This is a genomic window from Mycobacterium sp. pV006 (assembly GCF_041287115.1).
Classification (GTDB): domain Bacteria; phylum Actinomycetota; class Actinomycetes; order Mycobacteriales; family Mycobacteriaceae; genus Mycobacterium.
Genome location: NZ_JBGGKT010000005.1, coordinates 115,522 through 139,862, shown reverse-complemented (window position 1 = coordinate 139,862; position 24,341 = coordinate 115,522). Strand labels below are relative to the sequence as shown.

At 68.9% G+C, this 24,341-nt stretch carries 24 protein-coding genes; 16 read left to right on the top strand and 8 right to left on the bottom strand.

All coding sequences use genetic code 11. The features are described from left to right. Positions 1–11 precede the first annotated feature (11 nt). The 3 genes from ACAG25_RS10160 to ACAG25_RS10150 are packed head-to-tail and all read left to right on the top strand — an operon-like array spanning position 12 to position 3,070. On the top strand, positions 12–1,307 hold the full coding sequence (locus ACAG25_RS10160) for an adenylosuccinate synthase (protein ID WP_370488239.1): 1,296 nt from the start codon (positions 12–14) through the stop codon (positions 1,305–1,307). After that, complete coding sequence (locus tag ACAG25_RS10155; protein WP_370488238.1) at positions 1,304–1,954, top strand: PaaI family thioesterase; 651 nt, start codon at positions 1,304–1,306, stop codon at positions 1,952–1,954. Before ACAG25_RS10160 ends, ACAG25_RS10155 begins: the two co-directional genes overlap by 4 nt. Positions 1,955–1,960: 6 nt before the next feature. After that, the gene (locus ACAG25_RS10150; protein ID WP_370488237.1) at positions 1,961–3,070 is read left to right on the top strand and encodes a diguanylate cyclase domain-containing protein; all 1,110 of its coding nucleotides are present in this window, start codon (positions 1,961–1,963) and stop codon (positions 3,068–3,070) included. A gap of 7 nt (positions 3,071–3,077) precedes the next feature. On the opposite strand, the gene ACAG25_RS10145 is transcribed toward ACAG25_RS10150, so the two are convergent. Both ACAG25_RS10145 and ACAG25_RS10140 read right to left on the bottom strand, forming a co-directional pair. Next, positions 3,078–3,269: a ferredoxin gene (locus ACAG25_RS10145; protein WP_370488405.1), complete on the bottom strand. Its 192-nt coding sequence runs from the start codon at positions 3,267–3,269 to the stop codon at positions 3,078–3,080. An 84-nt stretch (positions 3,270–3,353) separates the two neighbouring features. Further along, positions 3,354–5,375 carry an MMPL family transporter gene (locus tag ACAG25_RS10140; RefSeq protein WP_370488236.1) on the bottom strand — a complete coding sequence of 674 codons (2,022 nt, stop codon included), beginning with the start codon at positions 5,373–5,375 and terminating at the stop codon, positions 3,354–3,356. Between the two features lie 59 nt (positions 5,376–5,434). Here ACAG25_RS10140 and ACAG25_RS10135 point away from each other — a divergent pair, with 59 nt between their 5' ends. The 6 genes from ACAG25_RS10135 to ACAG25_RS10110 are packed head-to-tail and all read left to right on the top strand — an operon-like array spanning position 5,435 to position 9,680. Further along, the gene (locus ACAG25_RS10135; RefSeq protein ID WP_370488235.1) at positions 5,435–5,962 is read left to right on the top strand and encodes a MarR family winged helix-turn-helix transcriptional regulator; all 528 of its coding nucleotides are present in this window, start codon (positions 5,435–5,437) and stop codon (positions 5,960–5,962) included. Then, positions 5,959–7,191 carry a formate-dependent phosphoribosylglycinamide formyltransferase gene (gene purT / locus ACAG25_RS10130; protein ID WP_370488234.1) on the top strand — a complete coding sequence of 411 codons (1,233 nt, stop codon included), beginning with the start codon at positions 5,959–5,961 and terminating at the stop codon, positions 7,189–7,191. Before ACAG25_RS10135 ends, purT begins: the two co-directional genes overlap by 4 nt. Next, positions 7,188–7,631: a lumazine-binding protein gene (locus ACAG25_RS10125; protein WP_370488233.1), complete on the top strand. Its 444-nt coding sequence runs from the start codon at positions 7,188–7,190 to the stop codon at positions 7,629–7,631. The genes purT and ACAG25_RS10125 overlap by 4 nt, the downstream gene beginning before the upstream one ends. Before the next feature lie 19 nt (positions 7,632–7,650). Then, positions 7,651–8,064 carry a rhodanese-like domain-containing protein gene (locus ACAG25_RS10120; RefSeq protein ID WP_370488232.1) on the top strand — a complete coding sequence of 138 codons (414 nt, stop codon included), beginning with the start codon at positions 7,651–7,653 and terminating at the stop codon, positions 8,062–8,064. Beyond that, positions 8,061–9,260, top strand: a complete 1,200-nt coding sequence (locus tag ACAG25_RS10115; RefSeq protein ID WP_370488231.1) for an O-succinylhomoserine sulfhydrylase — start codon at positions 8,061–8,063, stop codon at positions 9,258–9,260. The genes ACAG25_RS10120 and ACAG25_RS10115 overlap by 4 nt, the downstream gene beginning before the upstream one ends. Continuing rightward, positions 9,261–9,680: a hypothetical protein gene (locus ACAG25_RS10110; RefSeq protein WP_370488230.1), complete on the top strand. Its 420-nt coding sequence runs from the start codon at positions 9,261–9,263 to the stop codon at positions 9,678–9,680. Here the strand turns inward: ACAG25_RS10110 and ACAG25_RS10105 are convergent. Beyond that, positions 9,677–10,534, bottom strand: coding sequence for an SDR family oxidoreductase (locus tag ACAG25_RS10105; protein ID WP_370488229.1), 858 nt, complete (start codon positions 10,532–10,534; stop codon positions 9,677–9,679). The genes ACAG25_RS10110 and ACAG25_RS10105 overlap by 4 nt on opposite strands. A gap of 84 nt (positions 10,535–10,618) precedes the next feature. On the opposite strand from ACAG25_RS10105, the gene ACAG25_RS10100 reads away from it, so the two are divergent. Genes ACAG25_RS10100 through ACAG25_RS10090 form a run of 3 tightly spaced genes read left to right on the top strand, consistent with a single transcriptional unit; the run spans position 10,619 to position 12,870 of the window. Next, entirely contained in the window at positions 10,619–12,031 is a 1,413-nt protein-coding gene (locus tag ACAG25_RS10100) for an HNH endonuclease signature motif containing protein (RefSeq protein WP_370488228.1), read from the top strand. Between the two features lie 35 nt (positions 12,032–12,066). Continuing rightward, positions 12,067–12,561 carry a GNAT family N-acetyltransferase gene (locus ACAG25_RS10095; RefSeq protein ID WP_370488227.1) on the top strand — a complete coding sequence of 165 codons (495 nt, stop codon included), beginning with the start codon at positions 12,067–12,069 and terminating at the stop codon, positions 12,559–12,561. An 18-nt stretch (positions 12,562–12,579) separates the two neighbouring features. Further along, complete coding sequence (locus ACAG25_RS10090; RefSeq protein ID WP_370488226.1) at positions 12,580–12,870, top strand: hypothetical protein; 291 nt, start codon at positions 12,580–12,582, stop codon at positions 12,868–12,870. On the opposite strand, the gene ACAG25_RS10085 is transcribed toward ACAG25_RS10090, so the two are convergent. After that, positions 12,852–13,592: an MBL fold metallo-hydrolase gene (locus ACAG25_RS10085; RefSeq protein WP_370488225.1), complete on the bottom strand. Its 741-nt coding sequence runs from the start codon at positions 13,590–13,592 to the stop codon at positions 12,852–12,854. The two genes, ACAG25_RS10090 and ACAG25_RS10085, sit on opposite strands and share 19 nt — an antisense overlap. 23 nt (positions 13,593–13,615) lie before the next feature. Between ACAG25_RS10085 and fgd the strand changes: the two genes are divergently transcribed. From fgd to ACAG25_RS10065, 4 genes are read left to right on the top strand one after another with little or no spacing between them, the layout of a single operon-like run. Continuing rightward, entirely contained in the window at positions 13,616–14,626 is a 1,011-nt protein-coding gene (fgd, locus tag ACAG25_RS10080; RefSeq protein ID WP_370488224.1) for a glucose-6-phosphate dehydrogenase (coenzyme-F420), read from the top strand. A 14-nt stretch (positions 14,627–14,640) separates the two neighbouring features. Beyond that, positions 14,641–15,618, top strand: a complete 978-nt coding sequence (locus ACAG25_RS10075; RefSeq protein ID WP_370488223.1) for an endonuclease/exonuclease/phosphatase family protein — start codon at positions 14,641–14,643, stop codon at positions 15,616–15,618. Between the two features lie 14 nt (positions 15,619–15,632). Then, positions 15,633–17,729 carry a phosphate acetyltransferase gene (pta, locus tag ACAG25_RS10070; protein ID WP_370488222.1) on the top strand — a complete coding sequence of 699 codons (2,097 nt, stop codon included), beginning with the start codon at positions 15,633–15,635 and terminating at the stop codon, positions 17,727–17,729. 5 nt (positions 17,730–17,734) lie between these two features. Continuing rightward, the gene (locus ACAG25_RS10065) at positions 17,735–18,943 is read left to right on the top strand and encodes an acetate kinase (protein ID WP_370488221.1); all 1,209 of its coding nucleotides are present in this window, start codon (positions 17,735–17,737) and stop codon (positions 18,941–18,943) included. Here the strand turns inward: ACAG25_RS10065 and ACAG25_RS10060 are convergent. From ACAG25_RS10060 to glnX, 4 genes are all read right to left on the bottom strand, one after another. After that, positions 18,863–19,279, bottom strand: a complete 417-nt coding sequence (locus tag ACAG25_RS10060) for an STAS domain-containing protein (RefSeq protein ID WP_370488220.1) — start codon at positions 19,277–19,279, stop codon at positions 18,863–18,865. The genes ACAG25_RS10065 and ACAG25_RS10060 overlap by 81 nt on opposite strands. Before the next feature lie 355 nt (positions 19,280–19,634). Next, complete coding sequence (locus ACAG25_RS10055) at positions 19,635–21,881, bottom strand: serine/threonine-protein kinase PknG (protein ID WP_370488404.1); 2,247 nt, start codon at positions 21,879–21,881, stop codon at positions 19,635–19,637. 38 nt (positions 21,882–21,919) lie between these two features. Next, complete coding sequence (locus ACAG25_RS10050; RefSeq protein ID WP_370488219.1) at positions 21,920–22,894, bottom strand: transporter substrate-binding domain-containing protein; 975 nt, start codon at positions 22,892–22,894, stop codon at positions 21,920–21,922. Positions 22,895–22,923: 29 nt separating this feature from the next. Further along, positions 22,924–24,243, bottom strand: coding sequence for a protein kinase G-activating protein GlnX (gene glnX, locus ACAG25_RS10045; RefSeq protein ID WP_370488218.1), 1,320 nt, complete (start codon positions 24,241–24,243; stop codon positions 22,924–22,926). Positions 24,244–24,341 lie beyond the last annotated feature (98 nt).

Sequence of the window (24,341 nt, the reverse complement as noted above, 5' to 3'; positions counted from 1 at the left end):
GGAGACGACGCATGCCGGCAATCGTCCTCATCGGCGCCCAGTGGGGTGACGAGGGCAAAGGGAAAGCTACTGATCTTCTCGGTGGCCGCGTCCAGTGGGTGGTCCGCTATCAAGGCGGCAACAACGCCGGACACACCGTGGTGCTCCCGACGGGGGAGAACTTCGCGCTGCACCTGATCCCGTCGGGCATCCTCACCCCGGGCGTGACCAACGTGATCGGCAACGGCGTGGTGGTCGACCCCGGCGTGCTGTTGACCGAGCTGCACGGCCTCGAGCAGCGCAACGTCGACACCGACCGGTTGCTCATCTCGGCCGACGCGCACCTGCTGATGCCGTACCACGTCGCGATCGACAAGGTCGTGGAGCGCTACGCCGGCAGCAAGAAGATCGGCACCACCGGCCGCGGCATCGGGCCCTGCTACCAGGACAAGGTCGCCCGCATCGGCATCCGGGTCGCCGACGTGCAGGACCCCCAGGTGCTGGCCGAGAAGATCGAGGGCGCCCTGGAGTTCAAGAACCAGGTGCTGGTCAAGGTCTACAACCGCAAGGCGCTGGATCCGGCCGAGGTGGTCGACAACCTGCTCGAGCAGGCCGAGGGTTTCAAGCACCGCATCGCCGACGCCCGACTGCTGCTCAACGCCGCACTGGAGCGTGGCGAGACGGTCCTGCTGGAAGGCTCGCAGGGCACCCTGCTCGACGTCGACCACGGCACCTATCCGTTCGTCACCTCGTCGAACCCGACCGCCGGCGGAGCCTCCGTCGGCTCGGGCATCGGCCCGACCCGGATCACCACCGTGCTGGGCATCCTCAAGGCCTACACCACCCGGGTGGGGTCGGGGCCGTTCCCCACGGAGCTGTTCGACGAGCACGGCGAGTACCTCGCCAAGACCGGCGGGGAGGTCGGTGTCACCACCGGCCGGGCGCGCCGCTGCGGATGGTTCGACGCGGTCATCGCGCGCTACGCCACGCGGGTCAACGGCATCACCGACTACTTCCTGACCAAGCTCGACGTGCTGTCGAGCCTGCAGACGGTGCCGATCTGTGTCGGATACACCGTCGACGGCAAGCGCACCGACGAGATGCCGATGACCCAGACCGACATCGCCCGCGCCGAGCCGATCTACGAGGAGATGCCCGGCTGGTGGGAGGACATCTCCGGCGCCCGCGAGTTCGACGATCTGCCCGCCAAGGCGCGCGACTACGTATTGCGTCTGGAAGAACTTGCGGGAGCGTATATCTCGTGCATCGGTGTCGGTCCCGGCCGGGACCAGACCATCGTGCGCCGAGATGTCCTGGCGGCCCGGTGAGCGTCAGCGACTACGGCCTGGATCCCCGCCGGGTCGACCCCGACTACGACCGCCACGGCGGTTTCCCCGTCTACGAACGGGCCGATCCCGGTCCGGGTTTCGAACGGTTCCTCACCGCGATGCGCCGCGCGCAGGACCTTGCGGTGTCGGCCAATCCGGACTCGGGCACCTGGGATGAGGCCGCCGATCTCGTGGAAGGACTGGTCGAGCTGCTCGGCCCGCACGAGGCGGCCGAGGGCGAGGGGCCGGCCAACCGGGTGCCGACGCTGCCGGGTGCCGGCAGCCTGCTCATGCCCCCGTACCGGGTCACCAAGTTCGAGGCCGACGGCGTCGAGTTGGAAGTACAGTTCAGCCGGTTCTCGGTGGGCGGCAACAAGGCCGTGCACGGCGGGGTGCTGCCGCTGCTGTTCGACTCGATGTTCGGGATGGTCATCCATGCCACCGGGCGGCCGATCAGCCGGACTGCGTTCCTGCACGTCGACTATCGCAAGGTCACCCCGATCGATACCACGCTCACCGCGCGCAGCTGGGTGCGGGAGGCCGAGGGCCGCAAGGCTTTCGTCAACGCCGAACTGCGTCACCCCGACGGCAGTCTGCTCGCCGAGGCCAACGGTCTGATGATCCGTCTCCTGCCGGGACAGCCGTGACCCCCCATGGAGAAAGGTTTCCGCGAGTTCTTCTCCCTCTGGTGGCGGCAGCCGTTCGACTTTGACTGGACTGCAAGGCATCTGCGCGCCCGCGGTCTGCTGCGCGTGCACCAGGTGTTCATCGGTTCGTTCGCATTGCTCTACGGCGTCACCGCGACGCTGACGTTTGCCGGTGGCCTGCTCGAGGGCGGGCCGCCCGGCGGCGGTTTCATCGTGCTCGCGATCGCGCTGAGTTCGGCCGCGCTCGGGGTGTTGTGGATCGTCGGTCCGTGGCCCACCCGGCACCAGTCGGCGGCGTTCACGCTCTACGCCGACTTCGCGGTGGTGGCGGTGATCGTGTGCTGCGGCGACGCATTCACCGCGATGCCGGGTCTGGCGCTGCTGGCCGCCAACGGCATCTACGTCGTGGTCGTCCACGGCCCCCGCGCGCTGCTGGCGCACCTGATGTTCACCGCGGTGGCCTTCGCCTACGTCTACGGGATGGCGCTGTGGCAGGGCACCGCGTCACCGACGGTCACCACCGTGCGGCTGCTGGTGCTGCTGCCGACGGTCATCGGCGTGCAGGTGATCGTGCAGTCCTACCTGCTCGCGCTGCGCATGGGCGCGGTCGACGCGCTGCACGACCCGCTCACGCGGCTGTACAACCGGCGCGGCTTCGACATCGACGTGCTCGAACTGGTCCCCACCGGCAGCGGCCGGATCGGCGTGCTGGCCATCGACATCGACAAGTTCAAGGCGATCAACGACACCTTCGGCCACGACGCCGGGGACCGCGTGCTGGTGGCGGTGGCCGACGCGGCTCGCGATGCGGTGACGCGACTGGGCGTGCGGTCGGTGACCGCCCGCACCGGCGGCGAGGAGTTCGTCATCGTCGCCGACGCCGACCCGTCCACCATGGATCAGCTGGCGCGGCTGTTGCACGAGGAGCTGGCTGATCGGGCCTTTCACGCGGTTCCGGTGACGATCAGCGTCGGTGTCGCGACGATGCAGCTCGACGGCCACGACGTGCGGGAGGCGGTACGGCTGCTCGTGGAACGCGCCGACCACGCGATGTATCAGGCCAAGGGTGCGGGCGGGAACCGGACCGTGATCGCCGAGGCCGATCCGGCCGCGTGAGCCGGGTTCAGTCCTCGAAGCGCAACGCGTTGGCCGGACACAGGTTGATCGCGTCGCGGGCGCGCTCGATGGACTCGCCGGTGACCTCCTCGGTGAGCACCACCACGATGCCGTCGTCGTCCTGGTCGAAGACCTCGGGTGCGACCATCACGCAGTTGCCGGCCTGAATGCAGACGTCACGGTCCGCGGCCACCTTCATCCCGTGCTCGGAATCCATGTCATCCCCCGCGCATTCGTGGTCACCAGGTGACCTTCAACGATGCCAGACCTTAGCTGACGGGGATCACGGTTCGCGTCGGGCAGGCCACCAGATCTTGGGGCCGATCAGCGTGAACAACGCCGGGATGATCACCGTGCGCACGACGAACGTGTCGAGCAGGATGCCGAGGCCGACGATGATGCCGATCTGGGTCAGCACGATCAGAGGCAGCACCCCGAGCACGCAGAACACCGAGGCCAACACGATGCCGGCGCTGGTGATCACCGCTCCGGTGGCCGACACCGCCCGCACGATCCCCTCCCGGTTGCCGTGGTCCGGAGTCTCCTCGCGGGCGCGGGTGACCAGGAAGATCGTGTAGTCCACGCCGAGGGCGACCAGGAACAGGAACGCGAACAGTGGCGCGGTGACGTCGAGTGCGGGGAAGCCGAACACGTGCACGCTGGCCCAACCCCCGAGTCCCAGCGCTGCCAGTGAGCTCAGCACCGTGACGACGACCAGGATCAGCGGCGCCAGCGCCGACCGCAGCAGCACGTAGAGCACGGCCAGGACCACCACCAGGATCGCCGGGATGACCACGGCGCGGTCGCGCGCGGCGGCCGCCGCCGAGTCGCGTGCCTGCGCGTCGGAGCCACCGACCAGGGCCTCGGCATCGGCGGCGTGGACGTTGTCGCGCAGCGCGTCGATGGTGTCGAACGCCTCGTCGGAGGCCGGTTCCGCCGACAGCACGACCGACCACTGGCTCAGGCCGTTGGGTGCGGTGCCGGCGGGAGCGGCCGAGACCACGCCCGGGGTTTCCTCGATCGCGCGCTGCACGTCGTCGCCACGCTCGGTCGAGGCGATGACGCGGGTCGGGTCGGTGACGCCGCTGGGGAAGTGTTCGGCGAGGCGCTGGTACCCGTCGACGGACTCGGCCTCCACCCGGAACTGCTCGGTCTGCGACAGCCCGACCGGGGTGCCGAAGATGCCGGTGCACAGCAGCGCGAGCGCCCCGATCGACACCGCCGAGACCACCGCGGGACGGCGCGCCACCGCGGAGGCGATGCGGTGCCACACCCCCGTGTCGGTCAGCGCCTTGGCTCCCACCCGGGGGATCAACGGCCAGAACAACTTCCGGCCGAAGAAGCCCAGCAGCGGCGGCAGGACGAGCAGCACGAACACGGCCGCGACCACCACGCCAGAAGCCGCCTGCACGCCGAGGCTGCGGGTGCTCGGCGACGTACCGAGCAACAACGTCAGCAGCGCCAGCACCACGGTCGCGTTGCTGGCGATGATCGCCGGCCCGGCGCGGCGTACCGCGGTGTCGAGCGCTTCCCGGTGCGACTCCCGACGACCCAGCTCCTCCCGGTACCGAGAGATCAGCAGCAGCGCGTAGTTGGTGCCCGCACCGAACACCAGCACCGAGGTGATGCCCGACGTCGACCCGTCGGGCGTCATGCCGAACGCGTCGGCGATCGCGGTTCCCAGGACGGCGGCCACCCGGTCGGCGAACGCGATCACCAGCAGCGGGACCAACCACAGCACGGGCGAGCGGTAGGTGATGATCAGCAACAGGGCGACCACGGCGGCCGTGACGGCCAGCAACGTGAAGTTGGCGCCGGAGAACGAGTTGGCGATGTCGGCGCCGAACGCGGGCCCGCCGGTCACCTCGGCCCGCAGCTGCCCGGGAAGTCCGTCGTCGGCGGCCGCGCGCAGCTCGTCGACCTTGTCGGTCAGCGCGAAGCCGGACAGCTCGGTGGTCAGCGGCACGGTCACCACCGCGGCGGCGCCGTCCTCGGAGATCACCGGCGGCGGTCCGGCGGGCGGTGCTTCGGCGACGGCGAACATGCGCTCGCGGGCCGCGTCCACGGCGGTCCGGTCGTCCGGTGTGAGCCGTGATCTGTCGGCGCGTGTGACAACCAGGATTGCGGGTACCCGGTCCCCGCCCGGAAACGCCGCCCGTGCCGCGTCCGCGCGGGCGGACTCGGCGCCGGCCGGCACGGCCACCGGGGACTGCTGCGCGGAATCGCCGCCACCGAGCAGGCCCATCAGGGCTCCGGAGACGAGGGTGATGGCCAGGGCGATGACCCACGACAAGCGACGCGACATGCACCCCAATATTTCAGATAATTAATGATTAAGCAATTGAAGTTCGATAGGGTTGGGGCGTGGACGGCCGGCGGAAGGACCTCGAAGCGCTCATCGGTGCGGACGTCCGCGCGCTGACACTGGCCTCCGATCAGATCGCCCACGACTTCGCCGCCCTGCATTCGCTGACCGCCAACGACTTTCGCGCCATGCTCCACGTGCTGGTCGCCGAGACCGCCGGGGAGCCGTTGACCGCGGGCGAACTGAGCCGGCGCATGGGTGTCTCCGGCGCGGCCATCACGTATTTCGTGGAGCGGATGATCGCGTCCGGCCACATCGTCCGCGGGTCCGACCCCGCCGACCGCCGCAAGGTGCTGCTGCGGGTGGCCGGCCACGGCGCCGCCGTCGCCCGGGAGTTCTTCACCCCGCTCGCCGAGCACACCTCGGTGGCCCTGGCGGAGGTCTCTGATGACGATCTGCAGGCCGCGCACCGCGTGTTCGACGCGCTCATCGACGCGATGCAGCGGTTCCGGGCCGACATCGAAGACGTTCCCGAGCCCGGCGTCCCGCACGGTTCGGCCGGGTCTGGCAGGCTGGATCGTCGATGAGTGACACGACGGACGGCGCCACGGACGCCGAACACGTGGCCGATGCCGGCGTGGCGTCGGTGATGCTGCTGGGCGCCGGTGAACGCAGCCGCGAGCTGACGTTGGCGTTCCAGCGGCTCGGTGCCCGGGTCCTGGCCGTCGACGAGTATCCCGGCGCACCCGCCCACACCGTGGCCGACCGGTCCGCGGTGCTCACGTTGACCGACGCCGCGGCGCTGACCGCGCTAATCGAGGCGGAGAAACCGGACATCGTGGTGGCCGACACCGGTGCGGTGGCCGCCGACGCGTTGATCGCCGTCGCCGAGCGCGGCGAGGTGGAGGTGGTCCCGACGCCGCGCAGCGCGCGGTTGGCACTCGACGGTGAAGGGCTGCGGCGGCTGGCCGCCGACGAACTCGGCCTGCCCACCGCGCCGTTCTGGTTCGCCGGTTCGGTCGACGAGCTGTCCGCGATCGCGGCGCACGCCGGATTCCCGTTGGTGGTCAAGCCCGTCGCAGCCGCCCCCGGGGAAGGACAGTCGGTCCTGCTGCGGCCCGAGGACATCGAGCCGGCCTGGCGGCGCGCCGTGGCCGGCGGCCGGTTGAGCATGCACCGCGTGATGGCCGAATCCGTCGTCGACGTGGACGTCGAGGTGACCCTGCTGACCGTGCGCACCACCGGCCCCGCCGGGCCGGGTGTGTCGTTCTGCGAGCCCATCGGCCACCAGGAACTCGACGGCACCTCCGTCGAGGCGTGGCAGCCCCAGCAGCTGTCCGCCGCGGCACTCGACGCCGCGAAGTCGATCGCGGCCCGCATCGTCAACTCACTGGGCGGTCGCGGCGTGTTCGCCGTCGAACTGCTGGTGCGCGGCGACGAGGTGTACTTCGCCGACGTCCGCCCACGTCCGCACGACACCGGGATGGTGACGTCACGGTCCCAGCGGCTCACCCAGTTCGAGCTGCATGCCCGGGCCATCCTCGGCCTGCCCGTCGACACGATCATGATCTCGCCGGGCGCTGTCGAGGTGTCCTACCGCAGCGCCGAGCCCGCCGCGACCACCGATGCGGCGCGTCGCCGGCAGGTCCTGGCCGAGGCCCTCGTGGTCGCCGAAAGCGACGTCCGGCTGCTCGACGGATCCGACCAGTCCTCCGGGCGTCCCTGGCGGTCGCTGGCCGCTGCCACCGCGCCCGACGTCATCGTCGCTCGCGACCGGGTGCGGCGCATCGCGGCCGCTCTGCGAGGGCTTCGGTGACCGAGGACGACGACACCGGCGGCAGTGTCGGACCGATTCTGGGCGCGCTGGCGATCATTGTGGCCGTCCTGATCGCAATGTGGCTGTTCAGCGTCTTCTCCGGTCCGGGACCGGGACTCAGCGACGAGCAGCAGGTCGCGCGCGCGGCGGTGGGCCAGAACGACGCGCTGCAGCGCCGCGACTACGCCGCCTACCGCGGTTACACGTGTGTGGCCCGGCACGGTACCGAGGCCGAATTCGTTGAGCGGCAAGACAAATCGGAGGCCGAGCGCGGCAACCGCGTGCTGGAGGACATGGGTGCGGTCAGCATCGCCGGCGACCGCGCCACCTCCGAGGTCACCTACTCCTTCGAGGGTGACCCCGAGGCCGAGGAGAAGGTACCGATGAGCTTCGTGCGCGAGGACGGCGCCTGGAAGGTCTGTTCGACCGGCCCGAGCTAGCTGTGCGACACTCCTGACCGTGAGTTATGCCGGAGACATCACGCCGGAAGAGGCATGGAAGCTGCTGAGCGAGAATGCCGATGCCGCGCTGGTTGACGTGCGCACCGACGCGGAATGGCGCTTCGTCGGGGTGCCGGATCTGACGTCCCTGCAGCGCGACGTGGTGTTCATCGAGTGGAACCGCACCGACGGCACCCGCAACGACGGATTCGTCGACGACCTCAAGGCCGCGGGCATCGCCCCGGGCGAACGGCCGGTGGTGTTCCTGTGCCGCTCCGGCAACCGCTCCATCGGGGCCGCCGAAGCGGCCACCGCCGCCGGTATCGGACCGTCCTACAACGTGCTCGACGGCTTCGAGGGCGACCTCGACGAGCAACGCCATCGCGGCACCGTCGGGTGGAAGGCCGTCGGCCTCCCCTGGAAGCAGTCATGAGCATCCGGACGCCGCAACCGCTGCCCGACGGCGTCAGTCAGGAGACCATCGGGGTCCGCGGCGGTCTGCTGCGCTCAGGTTTCGAAGAGACCGCCGAGGCCATGTATCTCACCTCCGGCTACGTCTACGAGAGCGCGAGTGCGGCCGAGCAGGCGTTCACCGGCGAGGTGGACCGGTTCGTGTACTCGCGCTACGGCAACCCGACGGTGGCGATGTTCGAGGAGCGACTGCGCCTGATCGAGGGCGCACCGGCCTGTTTCGCCACCGCCACCGGCATGTCGGCGGTGTTCACCGCCCTCGGTGCGCTGCTGGCCGCCGGCGACCGACTTGTGGCCGCGCGCAGCCTGTTCGGTTCCTGCTTCGTCGTCTGTAACGAGATCCTGCCCCGTTGGGGCGTGGAGACGGTGTTCGTCGACGGCGACGACCTCGACCAGTGGGAGCAGGCCCTCTCGGTGCCCACCCAGGCGGTGTTCTTCGAGACCCCGTCGAACCCGATGCAGCAATTGGTCGACATCGCCGCGGTCTCGGAAATGGCCCATGCCGCTGGCGCAAAGGTGGTGCTGGACAACGTCTTCGCCACCCCGATCCTGCAGCAGGGCTTCCCGCTGGGCGTCGACGCCGTCGTGTACTCGGGGACCAAGCACATCGACGGTCAGGGCCGCGTGCTCGGCGGGGCGATCCTGGGCAGCAAGGAGTACATCGACGAGCCGGTGCAGAAACTGATGCGCCACACCGGGCCCGCGCTGAGCCCGTTCAACGCGTGGACCCTGCTCAAGGGTCTGGAGACGATGGCTCTGCGTGTGACACACCAGAATTCGTCGGCTCTACGCATCGCCGAGTTCCTCGAGCAGCACCCGGCGGTCAGCTGGGTGCGCTACCCGTTCCTGGAGTCGCATCCGCAGTACGACCTGGCCAAGCGCCAGATGACCGGCGGCGGCACCGTGATCACGTTCGAGTTGACCGGCGGCACGAAAGACCGGGCCTTCGAGGTGCTCGACAAGCTGCGGCTCGTGGACATCTCCAACAACCTCGGCGACTCGAAGACGTTGATCACACATCCGGCCACCACGACCCACCGGGCGATGGGGCCGGAGGGGCGCGCGTCGATCGGCCTGGGCGACGGCGTCGTCCGGATCTCCGTGGGCCTGGAGGGTGTCGAGGATCTGATCGCCGACCTGGACCGGGCGCTGGGATAAGTGGGACGCGGAAAGAACAGGAGAACCGCGGAGCAGAAGAAGGCCCGCCGCAGGAAGCGGCTGGCCGCCCGGGAGCAGACGTGGCTTCCCGACCATGTCGCCGAGGAACTCCAGATCGCCTCGGAGCTCGAGGATTTCGACGCGCGACTGACCGAACGCGGGTGGGAGTTCTCGCTCGACGACCAAGACGACACCGGTGTGGCGTGGTACTGGCCGCCGTCGGAGGCCGAGGTCGCCGACGAGGACGAGACCGTCAACGTCACGGTGATCCTGTTGACTGCTGACGACGGCGGCGAGATCGCGCACGTCGTCTTCGTCGGCACGGCCGACGACTACCAGTTCAACCTCGAGGAGCTCTTCGAGCACCTCGACGCCATCGAGGCCTACCGGCTGGGTGCGCCCCTGCCGGTGTTCTCCTAGTTCTTGTCCTCGACGACCCCGAGCGCGGACTGCGCCCGCTGCTCGTAGGCCTGCCGCTGGTTCTTGTCGAAGTCCAGGAACACCGTGTCCAGGCCCAGCTTCTTGTTCAGCCAGCGCCGGCCACGCGGGCCGAGCATCTGCGCGGCCTGGGCGGTGAAGCGCAGCGCCGGCGGCACCGACACATGCGTCTTGGGTTTGTCGAGGGTCTTGGCAACTGCCGCCGCGATCGCCTCCGGCTCGACCGGCTTGACCGCCGAGGGGTCCTTGGTGCCCGAGATCAGCTCGGTCCGGGTGAACGGCGGCATGACCACCGACACGTGCACACCGTGGACGGCGACCTCGTCGGCCAGAGCGGCCGACAGCCCGACCACACCGAACTTCGTGCCGACGTAGGTCACCTGACCCGGAACCGGGATCAGGCCCGACAGGGACGCGATGTTGATGATGTGCCCGCGTCGCCGCGCGATCATGTCGGGCAGGGCCAGCTGGCATCCGGTGATCACGCCGTAGAGGTTGACCTCGATCGACGAACGGATCGACTGCTCGGACTGCTCCAGGAACGGCCCGATCGGCATCACACCGGCGTTGTTGATCAGCACGTCGATGTGCCCGCCGCCGTCGGTGCGGGCCTTGTCCAGGAAGGTCGCGAAGGACTCGCGGTCGGTGACGTCGAGCGGGTAGCCCGACACCGGCCCGAGGTTACCGAGCTTGGCCACCGAGGACTCCTGCAGCGCGACGTCGCGGTCGCCGATGACGACCCGCGCGCCGCGTTTGATCAGGTGCTCAGCGGTCGCATAGCCGATGCCCCGCGCCGCCCCGGTGATGGCGATGGTCTTGCCGCGGATGTTGTCCATGCCGCCGAATTTACACGTGTCAAGTTTTGTCGGGGAAGGGGCCGTGCCACGAGATTGTCGGCGCCGGCCTCTAGTATCGAACGCATGTTCGACACCCTGGCAAATCTCGATGACGGTGCGCTGCTCACCGAGATGTCCGATGCTCTGCGTCACGAGCGCAGGAGTGTCGGACGTCGGCTGGTCGCGGCCGGTCGGTTGACCCAGCGTCGCATCGCGCAGTCGGGCGCCGAAGATACGAACCAGTGGTGCATCGACAACTGGGACCTGGTGGCCGCCGAGGTCGGTGCCGAGTTGGGTGTCAGCCGCGGACGCGCATCCTCGCAGATGGGCTACGGGTTACGGCTCCTCGAAGCGTTCCCGAAACTCGCCGAAGTGGTGTGGAACGGCGACGTGGATTACCGCGTCGTCACCCAGATCGATCACCGCACCGGTCTCGTGGAAGACCCCCACGTGCTGGCCCTCCTCGACGAGAAACTCGCGGCGAAGGCCCCGACCTGGAACGCGCTGTCCCGGGACAAGACCTCTGAGGCGATCGACTGGCTGGTTTCCAATCTCGACCCGGAAGCGGTCCGGCGCGGCCGCCAAAGCGACGATGACCGCTACATCGACGTCAACCCCGGCCGCGATGGCATGGCGTATATCGAGGGGGCAGTCCGCGGGCCGCAAGGTCTCGCCTTCGACAAGAAACTCGACCAGATCGCCGACACCGTCTGCAGGGATGATCCCCGCACGAGAGTCCAGCGTCGGGCCGACGCCGTCGATGCGCTGACCGAGGGCGTGTCGGTGCTGCCGTGCCTGTGTGGTTCGGAGGATTGCCCGGCAGGGGCGAGCCCGGGACCGGCCTCGTCTCAGACCGTCGTCTACGTCCTTGCCGAGCAGGCCACGGTCGACGGGGTCAGCGACAAGCCCGGGTTCCAGCCTGGCGTCGGCGCGGTGCCCGCTGCGAACGTCGCTGCCCTGGCGAAGACGGCGCGGGTGCGCAAGCTTCCGAACCCCGAGAGCCTGGGGGAGGAGCCGCAATACCGGCCGTCGGCCGCACTGGCGGCGTTCGTGCGGTTCCGCGACATGACGTGCCGGTGGCCAGGGTGCGGAGCGCCTGCCGCGCGGTGCGACATCGACCACACGATTCCTTATCCGTTTGGGCCGACCCATCCCTCCAACTGCAAGCTGTATTGCCGTCGGCATCATCTGGTGAAGACGTTCTTTTCGGGCAGCGGCTGGTGGCGGGAAAGGCAATTGCCGGACGGGACGATGGAATTCATCTCGCCGACCGGTCGGCGCCATGTCTCGAAACCTTTTGGCGCACTGCTCTTCCCGCAACTCGCCGTACCCACGGGAACGGTCGTACTCCGCGGTGACCCTCCTGCTGATGCGGACCGCCGCACTCTTGCCATGCCGCTGCGACGTCGCAGCCGCGCGGCCGAGCGCGCGTACCGAATCGAATGGGAGCGCAACCGAAATCGAATGCGCTTCGGTGCCGATCCGCCGCCCTTTTAGCTGAAGCCCGGAGCGGGCGGGTGACACTGGAGCGGATGCACCCGTTCCCGAACGAACTGCACTTCGTGGCGGTCCACCAGGACGACCCCCGCGCCGCGCCGCTGATCGACGAGCTCGCGATCGAATACGCCGACCGCTACGGCGGCCGCCGCGAGCGCGTGCATGCGTGGCTGCGCAGCTACCCGCCCAGCGAGTTCGAGCCGCCCGACGGCGCCCTGCTGATCGGCCTGCTCGACGGGCAACCCGTGACCGGCGGTGCGTTCCGCCGGTTCGACGCCACCACCGCAGAGCTGAAACGGATCTGGACCGACGGCCGGTATCGCCGGCGCGGGCTGGCCCGGGCGTTGGTGTCCCGGCTGGAGGCCGACATCGCCGACGCCGGGTATCGGTGCGTCTACCTGACGACCGGCGATCGCCAACCCGAGGCGGTAGCGCTCTACGAGTCCCTGAATTACACCCGTCTGGCGCAGCCGCTGCCCGCCGCCGGCGAGGAGAACTACCCGGTCGCATTCCTCAAAGAGCTCCCGTGACGTCGATAGGCTGACACGGTGTCCGAGGCGCGAGTCGGAGTCCTCTTACTGGGGGCTGCCGCGCTGATATTCGTGATCGGCGGGCTGTCGCGGGTGCTCGTCGGCCGGTACCGGGACAGCCGGGCGGTGCGCGGTCTGGTCCACGTGTTCCGCCGCACCGGGATCGCCCGCGTGTTCTTCGGCCGCTTCGACGACGACGTGCTCGACGACGACGAACTCGACATCATGATCCTGATGCCCGCGATCGTGATCGCGTCCGGCCTGTGCCTGACCGCGCTGTTCCTGCTGGGCTACGACACTCTGGCCTGAGCCGCGGTCACCGCGTCGCGCACCGGTCCGCGCCACAGCGGGCCGTGCCCGGGCAGCAGGACCTCCGACTCGAGCGCCGCCAGCGTCTGCAGGCTCTGCAGGCACGCCGGCTCGTCGTGGTTGAACACCGAGGGCAGCAGCTGCGGGCCGGGCCGCGCCGCCACCGGATGGTCGGTGACCAGTGCGTCACCACTGACCAGCACCCCGTCGACCAGATACGAACAATGCCCGCCGGTGTGTCCGGGTGTCGGGACGGCCACCGGCGCGCCCGGCAGGGCCGCCGCCACCTGCGGAGTCAGCGCCTGCGCGGTCGGGACGCCGCCGTGGGTCAGCGCGCCCTTGCGCATGATCGCCATTGACCACTTCAGCCAGCGCGGCTGCCAGGCGTGCGCCGCGATCTGCAGCGGTGCCGCCTGCTCGAGATAGTCGCGTCGGCTGTGCCCGACCTCGGCGGCGTGGCAGTACACCGGCACCCTGTGGGTCTCGGCGAACCAGATCGCGGTGCCGAGATGGTCCACGTGGGCGTGGGTGAGCAGGATCGCGCGCACGTCGGCGGGTCCGAACCCGAGCCGGCCCAGCGAATCCAGCACATCGGCGCGGCTGCCGGGGAAGCCGGCGTCGATCATCAGGACGCCGGAATCGTCGGCGACCAGCGTCCAGTTCACCAGGTCGGTCTCGACGAAGTGGACGCGATCGGTGACGGCTGTCAGGCCCGGTGCCATCCGGCGAGTGTAGAAACATAGTCATGGCTGAACTGAAACTGGGCTACAAGGCGTCGGCGGAGCAGTTCGCGCCGCGCGAACTCGTCGAACTGGCTGTCGCCGCCGAAGAGCACGGCATGGACAGCGCGACGGTCAGCGACCACTTCCAGCCGTGGCGGCACGAAGGCGGGCATGCACCGTTCTCGCTGGCCTGGATCACCGCGGTCGGGGAGCGCACCAAAAACCTCACGTTGGGCACGTCGGTGCTGACCCCGACGTTCCGCTACAACCCGGCCGTCATCGCGCAGGCGTTCGCGACCATGGCGTGCCTGTACCCCGGCCGCATCTTCCTCGGGGTGGGCACCGGTGAGGCGCTCAACGAGATCGCCACCGGCTACGAGGGCGAGTGGCCCGAGTTCAAGGAGCGCTTCGCGCGGCTGCGCGAATCGGTCAAGCTCATGCGGGAACTGTGGCTCGGCGACCGGGTCGACTTCGACGGCGAGTACTACCGGCTCAAGGGCGCGTCGATCTACGACGTCCCCGAGGGTGGCGTGCCGGTCTACATCGCCGCGGGCGGGCCGGTGGTGGCCAAGTACGCCGGCCGCGCCGGCGACGGGTTCATCTGCACGTCCGGCAAGGGCGAGGAGCTCTACAAGGACAAACTCATCCCCGCGGTGAAGGAAGGCGCCGAGAAGGCCGACCGCAACGTCGAGGACATCGACCGGATGATCGAGATCAAGATCTCCTACGACACCGACCCCGACCTCGCGCTGGAGAACACCCGCTTCTGGGCGCCGCTGTCGCTGACCGCCGAGCAGAAGCACAGCATCGACGACCCGATCGAGATGGAGAAGGCCGCCGACGCGCTGCCGATCGAACAGGTCGCCAAACGCTGGATCGTGGCGTCGGACCCCGACGAGGCCGTCGAGAAGGTCAAGGATTACGTCGACTGGGGGCTCAACCACCTGGTCTTCCACGCGCCGGGTCACGATCAGCGCCGCTTCCTGGAGCTGTTCCAGCGCGACCTCGAGCCGAGGCTGCGGCGCCTCGGCTGACGTTTCCGCGGGAGATGACACGAATTCTCGCGACGGTGCTCGGGATCGCAGCCCTCGCCGTCGCGGTGGTGGCGCTGGCTGCCCGCCACCTGCCGATCACCGGGCACGCCACGATGATCGTCGCGGTCGCCGCACCGTTTTCGTCGGTGGCCGCGCCGGTGGCGATGCTGACGCTGGCCATCAGCCGACGGTGGGTGATGACGCTGGTCGCCGTCGTCGTGACGCTGGCGACCCTGTGGGTGTACGTCCCGCGCTACCTGGGCCCGCCCGATCCAGACGTCCCGGCCGTCGATGTGCGGGTTCTGACCGCCAATCTCGGTATGGGGCAGGCTGATTCGGAAGCCTTCGTGGCCGAGGCGAACGCATCGGCCGACGTCGTGGCCGTGCAGGAGATGACGCAGGAGGCCGCCGACGGCCTGTCGGCGGCCGGTATCGACGCCACCTTCCCGTATCGCGTGATCCTGCCGGCGCCGGTGGCCTCGGGGATCGGCATCTGGAGCCGACACCCGATCGTGCACTCCGGTCGCATCGACGGGTACTCCCTACCGATGCTCGGCACCCGGATCAGGATCCCGGGCGTGGCGGTGGACACCACCGTGCTCTCGGTGCATCTCGCCGCGCCGTGGCCGCAACCGATCTGGCACTGGAAGAACGACATCGAGGCGTTCCCGGAGACATTGCGCGACATGGCCGACCGCGCGGGCGCCGGGGCGGTGATCGTGGCCGGAGACTTCAACTCCACCGCCGACATGGCGCCGTTCCGGGCGTTGCTGAACGAGGGCTACGAGGATGTGTCGCTGCAGGCCGGCGGCGGGACCGCCCGCACCTATCCGGGCCGGGGAAAGATCCCGCCGCTCATCGGCATCGACCACATCCTGGTGCGCAACGCCACCGCGTCGAGCACCCGTGCGGTGGACGTACCGGGAGCCGATCACCGCGCGCTGCTGGCCACCGTGCGTGTGCCGGTGGACATCACCGGCAGCGGTCGATAAGTACGCTGTCCCGTGTGACCGCAGCGCCGACCGACACGTCGAACGCCAAGTCGGGGACCACTGCGATCTACATCGCCTCCCCCGAGGGCGACACTGGGAAGTCCACCATCGCCCTGGGCATCCTGCACCGGCTGGCGGCCACGGTCGCGCGGGTCGGGGTGTTCCGGCCGATCACCCGGCTCGGGGAGGAACGCGACTACATCCTCGAACTGCTGCTCGGACACACCACCGCCGGTCTGTCCTACGAGGACTGTGTCGGGGTCGGCTACCAGCAGCTGCACGACGACCGTGACGCGGCGCTCGGCGAGATCGTGGACCGCTACCACGACGTCGCCGACCGGTGTGACGCCGTACTGATCGTCGGCAGCGACTACACCGACATCGCCACCCCGAGCGAGTTGTCGACCAACGCGCGGATCGCGGCCAACCTCGGCGCCCCGGTGGTCCTCGCGGTGAAGGGCAAGGGACGCACACCCGAACAGGTGCTCGCCGCCGTCGAGGTCTGTGTCGACGAGATCGCCGCCCAGCACGCGCACACCGCCGCCGTGGTGGTCAACCGCTGCGATCCCGACCGGTTCGACGCGCTGGTGGAGGCGGTGCGGGACTGCACGCCGCGGACCTACGTCCTGCCCGAGGAACCCCTGTTGGTGGCGCCGTCGGTGGCCGAACTGCAAGCCGCGGTCGAAGGTACCCGGGTGCGCGGTGACGACGCGCTGATGTCACGTGAGGCCCTCGACGTGCTGGTGGCCGGAATGACCGCCGAACACGTCCTGGAGCGGCTGACCGAAGGTGTCGCGGTCATCACTCCGGGTGACCGCTCCGATGTGGTGCTGGCGGTGCTCAGCGCCCATGCCGCAGCGGGCTTTCCGTCGCTGTCGTGTGTGATCCTCAACGGTGGCCTGCAGATGCATCCGGCCATCGAGTCGCTGGTGAACGGGTTGGGCCTCAACGTGCCGGTGATCGAGACGAGGTTCGGCACCTTCGAGACCGCCAGCCGGGTCGCGGCCACCCGCGGCCGGGTCACCTCCGGATCGCACCGCAAGGTCGACGTCGCGATCGCGTTGATGGAGAACCATGTCGACACCGCAGAACTGTTGGCGCAGTTGACCATTCCGATCCCGTCGGTGGTCACCCCGCAGATGTTCACCTACCAGCTCATCGATCAGGCGCGCGCCGACCGCAAGCACATCGTGCTGCCGGAGGGCGACGACGACCGCATCCTGACCGCGGCGGGACGGTTGCTGCGCCGCGGCGTGGCCGAGCTGACCATCCTGGGTGCGGAGGCCGAAGTCCGCGCGCGGGCAGCCGAACTCGGACTGGATCTGTCGGCGGCCACCGTGCTCGACCCCCGACGCAGCGAGCTGTGCGACCAGTTCGCCGAGCAGTACGCCGAGTTGCGCAAACACAAAGGCGTCACCGTCGACGAAGCCCGCGAGATCATCCACGATGTCTCGTACTTCGGCACCATGCTCGTCTACAACGACATGGTCGACGGGATGGTCTCCGGTGCCCGCCACACCACCGCCCACACGGTGCGGCCGGCGTTCGAGATCATCAAGACCCAGCCCGAGGTGTCGACGGTGTCGAGCATCTTCCTGATGTGCCTGGCCCACGAGGTGCTTGCCTACGGGGACTGCGCGATCGTGCCCGATCCGACAGCCGAGCAGCTCGCCGACATCGCGCTGTCCTCGGCACGCACCGCCGCCCGGTTCGGGATCGAGCCGCGGGTGGCCATGCTGTCCTACTCGACCGGGGACTCCGGGACCGGTGCCGACGTCGAGAAGGTCCGCAAGGCAACCGAACTCGTGCGTCAACGAGATCCCGAGCTGCTGGTGGAGGGGCCCATCCAATACGACGCCGCGGTGGAGCCGTCCGTGGCGGCTTCCAAGATGCCGGACTCCAAGGTGGCCGGACACGCCACCGTGCTGATCTTCCCCGACCTCAACACCGGCAACAACACCTACAAGGCGGTGCAGCGCAGCGCCGGCGCCATCGCCATCGGCCCGGTGCTGCAGGGACTCAACAAGCCGGTCAACGACCTGTCCCGCGGCGCGCTGGTCGAGGACATCGTCAACACGGTCGCGATCACCGCGATTCAGGCCCAGGGGTGAGCGCGGTGGGTGGCAGCGTACTGGTCATCAACTCCGGGTCGTCCTCGGTCAAGTTCGAACTGCTGGAACCGGATGCGGGCCGGTCCCGCGCCGAGGGCATCGTCGAGCGCATCGGTGAGGACTCTTCGGCCGCGGCGCTGACGGCCGGCACCATCGATCTCGAGCGAGGCGACCGGGTGGCCGACCACGAGGCTGCGCTGCGGACGGTGACCAGCCTGTTCGAGGAGGCCGGCATCCGCCTGGCCGACCAGAACCTGATGGCGGTCGGGCACCGTGTCGTGCACGGCGGCCCGGATCTGTACCGCCCGACGGTGGTCGACGACGCTCTGCTGGACCGGCTGCGGGAACTGTCTCCGCTTGCCCCGCTGCACAATCCGCCGGCCATCCTGGGTATCGAGGTGGCGCGCAAAGCGCTGCCCGACGTGCCGCACGTCGCGGTGTTCGACACCGCGTTCTTCCACGACCTTCCCCCGGCGGCCGCGACGTACGCGATCGACCGAGACGTCGCCGACCGGCACCGCATCCGGCGGTACGGCTTCCACGGCACCTCGCATCAGTACGTCAGCGAACAGGCCGCCGTGTTCCTGGACCGGCCATTGGCGGCGCTGCGGCAGATCGTGCTCCACCTGGGCAACGGCGCCTCCGCGTCGGCGATCGTCGGTGGCCGACCGGTCGACACGTCGATGGGTCTGACCCCGATGGAGGGTCTGGTGATGGGAACCCGTTCCGGCGACATCGATCCCGGGGTGCTGACCTATCTGCACCGCAGCGCGGGCATGAGCGTCGACGACATCGAGTCGATGCTCAACCGCCGGTCGGGTGTCCGGGGTCTCGGCGGTGAGATCGACTTCCGCGTGCTGCACCGACGGATGGAAGCCAGCGACGCTGCCGCGCAGCTGGCCTACGACGTCTACATCCACCGGTTGCGCAAGTACGTCGGGGCGTATCTGGCGGTGCTCGGCGGTGCCGACGTCATCACCTTCACCGCGGGTGTGGGGGAGAACGACGCTGCGGTCCGTCGGGACGCGCTGTCGGGGCTGGGGGTGTTCGGCATCGAGGTCGACGAACATCTCAACGCCAGCCCGGCGTCGGGGGCGCGACGGATTTCCCCGGACGGGGCGCCGACGACGGTCCTAGTGATCCCCACCGACGAGGAGCTGGCGATTGCGCGGGCGTGTGCGGAAGTACTTGGCGGCGGGAGCGGCGACGGGTAGCTCGTGGTCCGGGTCGCAGATTCGCAGCAGCCGGTACACCTCGGAGCCGGCCAGCAGGGTCCAGCGCACTCCGGCGTGTTCGCAGGCGACGTCGATGTTGGTCAGGGCAGCAAATCCGGAGCCGCCGAAGAACTCGACGGTCTGCAGGTCCAGTGTCAGCCTGCGCGCGGCACCCAGTCGCTTTTCGACGTAGCGGGCCAGGGCGGTGGCGTTGGTTGCGTCGATATCCCCGTGCACGGTCACCAGGACGGTGGACGGCGGGACCTCGGTGGCCGAGAAGGTCGCCCGGTGGTGTTCCTCGCGCAACGCGAAGGACGTGGGGTCCGGTCGAAACACCCGCTGTGTGCTGGGAGCGGGACGATATTCAGACAAGGACACGGTGGCCTCCCTCAGACGAAACGTTCTGGATTCGCATCCGATTCGCACTGTGGGTGCCGTCAGGGGATCGGGCCCTAGATTCTCAAAGCCGCCACGACAGTCGCTGCGCGGCTGTCGCCGATGACGTCACCGAAACTGGCTGGGGGTCAACCAGTGGACACACCTTACTACGGATTCAGTGGCTTGACCATACGGTTGTTCCCGCCTCGAAAACCGTGCTCTCACCTGCAATCTTGGCAAATACTTACAGCCGTGCCGGTCGACGGTGAAGCACAATCGTGTACTTTGCGCGGCAGGGGCGACGGAATCCGTATCAGAACGTCGAGACCGGTCGCACGCTGTTGGCCAGGTCCACCAACGCGTAGCGGTGGGCCTGGGTCGGCGCCACCCGCGCGAGGCTGCGCAGGGCAGCTTCGACACCCAGCTGCAGACCGTGCTCGGTGAACGGGAAGCCCAGGATGTGGTTGGTGCTGGCGTTGTTGTCGGCCAGCCAGTCCATCGCGGTACCCAACACCAGCGCCCGGATCTGCAGCACGCGCGGCTCGGTGTCGGGCAGCGCCTCCACGCGCCGCGCCGCGTCGCGGATGTGCTGTTCGGTGATCTCGCTGCTGGACCGCCCGGACAGCAGCGTCACCGCGCTGGTCAGTCGTGCGGTGGTGAAATGCCTTGAGGTGGCCGGTACTTCGTCGAGGGTACGCACGGCCGCGTCCCGTTCGCCGGCCGCCGACTGCGCCCGCGCGAGCCCGAATCCGGCGGAGATCACCCCGTTGTCGGTCGACCACACCGTGTTGTAGAACTTGCGTTCGTCGGCGGTCCCGGCCAGTTCGGCGGTCGCGGCCAGCGCCAACTTCGGCGCCAGCTCGCCCGGCAACATATCCAGCACCTCGGTGAAATGCCTTGTGGCCGAGTCATAATCGGCGGTCAGCAGCTCCGAGACGGCGCGGAACCAGACCAGCCGCCACGGGCGTCCGACCCGTTGGGCGAGATCGTCGAGCTTGCGGGTGGCCTTGGCCACGTCGCCGAGGTCGAGCAGCGCCCGCACCTCCATCAGCGGCAGCTCCACCGACGCGCTGAGATCCACCCCCTCGGAGTCCAGCGCGCCGTGGCGCGCCGCGCGCAACGAATCCAGGGTCTGGACCGGCTGACTGAGCACCGTGGCCGACAACACCGCCGCGCCGACGTCGGTCGGGTCGACCAGCGGCACCGGCAGGGCCCGCACGATCTCGGCGGCGGTGAGCTTCTCCGAGTGCACCTGCCCGTCGAGATAGACATCGGTATGGGCGACAAGCAGATCCACACCGAACGTCGACCGGGACGGGCTGAACACCGTCGACAGGCCGGGACGCGGGACACCGGTGTCCTTGGCCACGACCTCCCGCAGCACACCCATCAGCTGGCTCGACATCTCGTCGGCGGACTGGAAACGCCGCCGCGGGTCCGGGTCGATGGCCCGGCGCAGCAGCCGTCCGAACGAGTCGTACTCGGTCAGGACCGGGTCGTCCTCGGGCAGGCCGTCGACGTAACGGCCCTTGCGGGTGCGCAGCCGCAGCGTCAACGCGGCCAGCGTGCGGCCCACCGTGTAGATGTCGGTGGCCACGGTCGGGCCGGTGCGCACGATCTCGGGAGCCTGGTACCCCGGTGTGCCGTACAGATATCCGAACGAGTTGATCCGCGACACCGCGCCCAGGTCGATCAGCTTGAGCTGATCCTCGGTGACCATCAGGTTCTCGGGCTTGAGGTCGTTGTACACCAGCCCCAGCGAGTGCAGATAGCCCAGCGCGGGCAGGATCTCGAGCATGAAGCCGATGGCCTCGGCGACCGGCAGTCGGCTGCGTTGCCCGCGTGACTGCTGGATCGCCTGCTTGAGCGACGTGCCGCCGACGTACTCCATCACGATGTAGCCGACCGGATTGCCGTGCTTGTCGTCGTGCTCGACGAAGTTGTAGATCTTCACGATGCCGGGATGGGTGACCTCGGCGAGGAACTGGCGTTCGGCCATCGCGATGGCCTGGGCCTCCGCATCGCCGGAATGCACCAGGCCCTTCAGCACCACCGGTCGGTCGTTGACGTTCTTGTCGAACGCCAGATACACCCATCCGAGCCCACCGTGGGCGATGCAGCCCTTGATCTCGTACTGGTCGGCGACGATGTCGCCGACCGACAACTGGGGCAGAAACGAGTACGCCGAACCGCAGTGCGGGCACCAACCCTCCGACGGTGCCTTCTGCCCACCGGTCGAACGTCCCACGGGCCGGCCGCAGTTCCAGCAGAACCGCTTCGACTCGGCCACCACCGGATCGGACATCAACGCGGTCAACGGATCCCGCGCGGGCACCCGTGGAATCTCGACCAGCCCACCGCCGAGACGCCGGGTCCGCGACAACGCCCGCGTCCACGTCATGGTGGTGTCCTGCGGCTCGGTGTCACCGGTGTGCACGGAATCGTCGTCGGCGTCGTCGTCGAAGTGCGGCCGGAACACGGCTTGGGTGGCCATCGGCCGAAGCGTCGAGTCCATGTTCAGGTCGTCGAAGCTGGCGGGCTGGGTACCCGGATCCGGCATGACGTCGCCGGTCGTCTCGTCGTTGTAGTCGTCGGCCATCAGTCCGAGTACCTCGCCGCCGGTGGGGACGGTGCCGGACCGAGGACGGTCAACCACTTGCGGTACAGCGTGTACCAGGTGCCGTCGCGGCGGATCCGCTCCAGGGTGCCGTTGACGAACCGCACCAGACCCGGATTGTCGAGGTTGACCCCGATACCGTAGGGCTCCTCGTTCATCGTCGGGCCCACGATGTGCAGGTAGGGATCTTGGGACACTAAACCGGCCAGGATCGAGTCGTCGGTGCTCACCGCGTCGACCTGCCGCTGTTGCAGCGCCACCAGACAGTCGGCCCAGTTGACCACGCCGACGATGATCGGCGGCGGCGCGATCTGCTGGATCCGCTCCAGCGACGTGGTGCCCTTGGCGACGCAGACCCGCTTGCCCGACAGGTCCGACGACTGACGGATCGTGGAGCTGCGCGGCGCCAGGATCCGCTGCCGCGCAGTGAGATACACCGTCGAGAAGTTCACCAGCTTCTTGCGCTCACAGGTGATGGTCATCGTCTTGACCACCACGTCGACCTCGTTGTTCTGCAACGCCTCGATGCGGTCCGCCGACGACAGGATGCGGTACTCCACCTGCGAGGGCGTACCGAAGATGTCGCGGGAGATCTCCGCGGCGATGTCCACGTCGAAACCGGTGATCTCCCCGGTGATCGGATCGCGGAAGCTGAACAGGTTGCTGCCGATGTCGAGCCCCACGATCAGCCGACCGCGGTCCCGGATGCCGGCCACGGCCTCGTCGGCTTCCGCGCGGGTGGCGAAGGGACGCAGGCTCTCGGTGCGGTTGCAGGATTCGTCGTCGGTGCTCGGCGGGCGCGCCGGGGCCGGGGGCAGCTCCTCCATCCCGGCCGGGGTGGGCGGGGCCAGCGTCACACTGGGCGTCGGCACCACCGGGGCGGACTGCCCGCATCCGCTGAGCACCAGGGCGGCGACCACCGCGCCCAGCTTCCTCGCGTCCAAAATCTTCCTCATCCCCGTTTGTTCTTCGCGCAAGCGGCTCATCACCTGTACTCACTGAGCCTCGGCCAGATCCCCAACGCCACCGCGATCGCCGCCACGATGGACAACGCCGCCGCACCCACCGTCGCCCCGGACAGCACCCGGCGCGCGTTGAGGATCTCGTTGCGCAGTTGGCTGCGGCTCTGCTCGATGCCCTTGGTGAGCGCCTCGTCGAGCTTGTCGAACGCCGGGGTGGAGTCGTCCTCCCCGGTCCCCAGCGCCACCTGGGTGGCGGCCTGGTAGTTGCCCACCGCGATGTAGGCGCTGATGCGGTCGTCGGCGGCGCGCCACCGGTCCAGCAGTTCCCGGGCGTCGGCCAGGCCGGTCTTGTCGATCGAGTCTTCGCGTTCCAGGTAGCGGGTCAGCTGCTCCTGCATCGAATCGATGCGCTCGTAGTAAGACTGCTTGCGCACGTTCTCGTCGCCGCGCCGGATCAGCGACAGCGTCTCGTCGGCCCGAGCCTGCTGCGCGGTGATCGCCATCGTGGTCACCGTCTTGAGCGACTCGGCCGCCGTCTCCTTGGCCGAGCGGCTGTCGCCGGTCGACATGATCAACGCGGTGCCCACCCACATCAACATGATCAGCACCGCCAGCCCGCCGGCCACCAGACCGATGTTGACGCGCCGCCGGGTGCGCTTGGCCATCCACCGGTTGGCGAACACCCCGAACAGCAGGGTCGCCACCACCACCAGGATCACCGGGGCCGGGATGCGCGCCGACGCCGTCGTCTCGGCGTCCACCCGCGCCGAGGTCTCCTCGTAGAGCAACTGCGCGTCGGGCAGGATCTCCTGCTGCATCATCGACGACGCCTCCGACAGGTACGACGAGCCGACCGGGTTGCCCGCGCGATTGTTGGTCCGGGCGGTCTCCACCAAGCCGGTGTAAACAGCCAGGCGCGCGTTGATCCGGCCCAGCAACTGCACCAGATCCTCGTCGGTCAGACCGCTCGACGAGCGGGTGACCGCGACCGCGGCGTCGGTGATGGCCTGCTCGTAGCGTTGCCGGACCGCGCGCGGCTCGGTGCCGGCGATGAACGCGGTGGCCGCGGCGGCGTCGGCGACCGACAGCGTGGTGTAGAGCTGCCCGGCGGCGAACGCCAACGGCTCGGTGTGGTTGAGCACCGTGGTCAACGCTTGCTGGCGGTCGTTGATCGTGGTCGACGTCGCGAACGCACTCGCGATGACGAGGACGACCAGCACCAGCCCGATGGACAGGATCCGGCCGGGCGTGGTCCACAGGAACCACCAGCGTGGATGGGCTCGGCCCGTCGGCGACCGCGACGCCAGAGGTTCGGTCGAGGGATGCGCCAACTCCACAGTCACGTCTGGGCGGACCTCACCTTGGTCTCGATCTCGGTTCCGACTCGGCCAACTCTATGAAAGAAGTCTAAGAGCTGACCGTGCGGTGTGTGGGAATTCAG

Coding starts and splice junctions, on each gene's coding strand:
- ACAG25_RS10100 (WP_370488228.1), top strand. CDS start 10,619: ATGTTCGACACCCTGGCAAATCTCGATGACGGTGCGCTGCTCACCGAG.
- ACAG25_RS10050 (WP_370488219.1), bottom strand. CDS start 22,894: ATGAGGAAGATTTTGGACGCGAGGAAGCTGGGCGCGGTGGTCGCCGCC.
- ACAG25_RS10095 (WP_370488227.1), top strand. CDS start 12,067: ATGCACCCGTTCCCGAACGAACTGCACTTCGTGGCGGTCCACCAGGAC.
- purT (WP_370488234.1), top strand. CDS start 5,959: ATGAGTGACACGACGGACGGCGCCACGGACGCCGAACACGTGGCCGAT.
- ACAG25_RS10150 (WP_370488237.1), top strand. CDS start 1,961: ATGGAGAAAGGTTTCCGCGAGTTCTTCTCCCTCTGGTGGCGGCAGCCG.
- fgd (WP_370488224.1), top strand. CDS start 13,616: ATGGCTGAACTGAAACTGGGCTACAAGGCGTCGGCGGAGCAGTTCGCG.
- ACAG25_RS10085 (WP_370488225.1), bottom strand. CDS start 13,592: ATGGCACCGGGCCTGACAGCCGTCACCGATCGCGTCCACTTCGTCGAG.
- ACAG25_RS10160 (WP_370488239.1), top strand. CDS start 12: ATGCCGGCAATCGTCCTCATCGGCGCCCAGTGGGGTGACGAGGGCAAA.
- ACAG25_RS10105 (WP_370488229.1), bottom strand. CDS start 10,534: ATGGACAACATCCGCGGCAAGACCATCGCCATCACCGGGGCGGCGCGG.
- ACAG25_RS10075 (WP_370488223.1), top strand. CDS start 14,641: ATGACACGAATTCTCGCGACGGTGCTCGGGATCGCAGCCCTCGCCGTC.
- ACAG25_RS10145 (WP_370488405.1), bottom strand. CDS start 3,269: ATGAAGGTGGCCGCGGACCGTGACGTCTGCATTCAGGCCGGCAACTGC.
- ACAG25_RS10140 (WP_370488236.1), bottom strand. CDS start 5,375: ATGTCGCGTCGCTTGTCGTGGGTCATCGCCCTGGCCATCACCCTCGTC.
- ACAG25_RS10115 (WP_370488231.1), top strand. CDS start 8,061: ATGAGCATCCGGACGCCGCAACCGCTGCCCGACGGCGTCAGTCAGGAG.
- ACAG25_RS10055 (WP_370488404.1), bottom strand. CDS start 21,881: ATGCCGGATCCGGGTACCCAGCCCGCCAGCTTCGACGACCTGAACATG.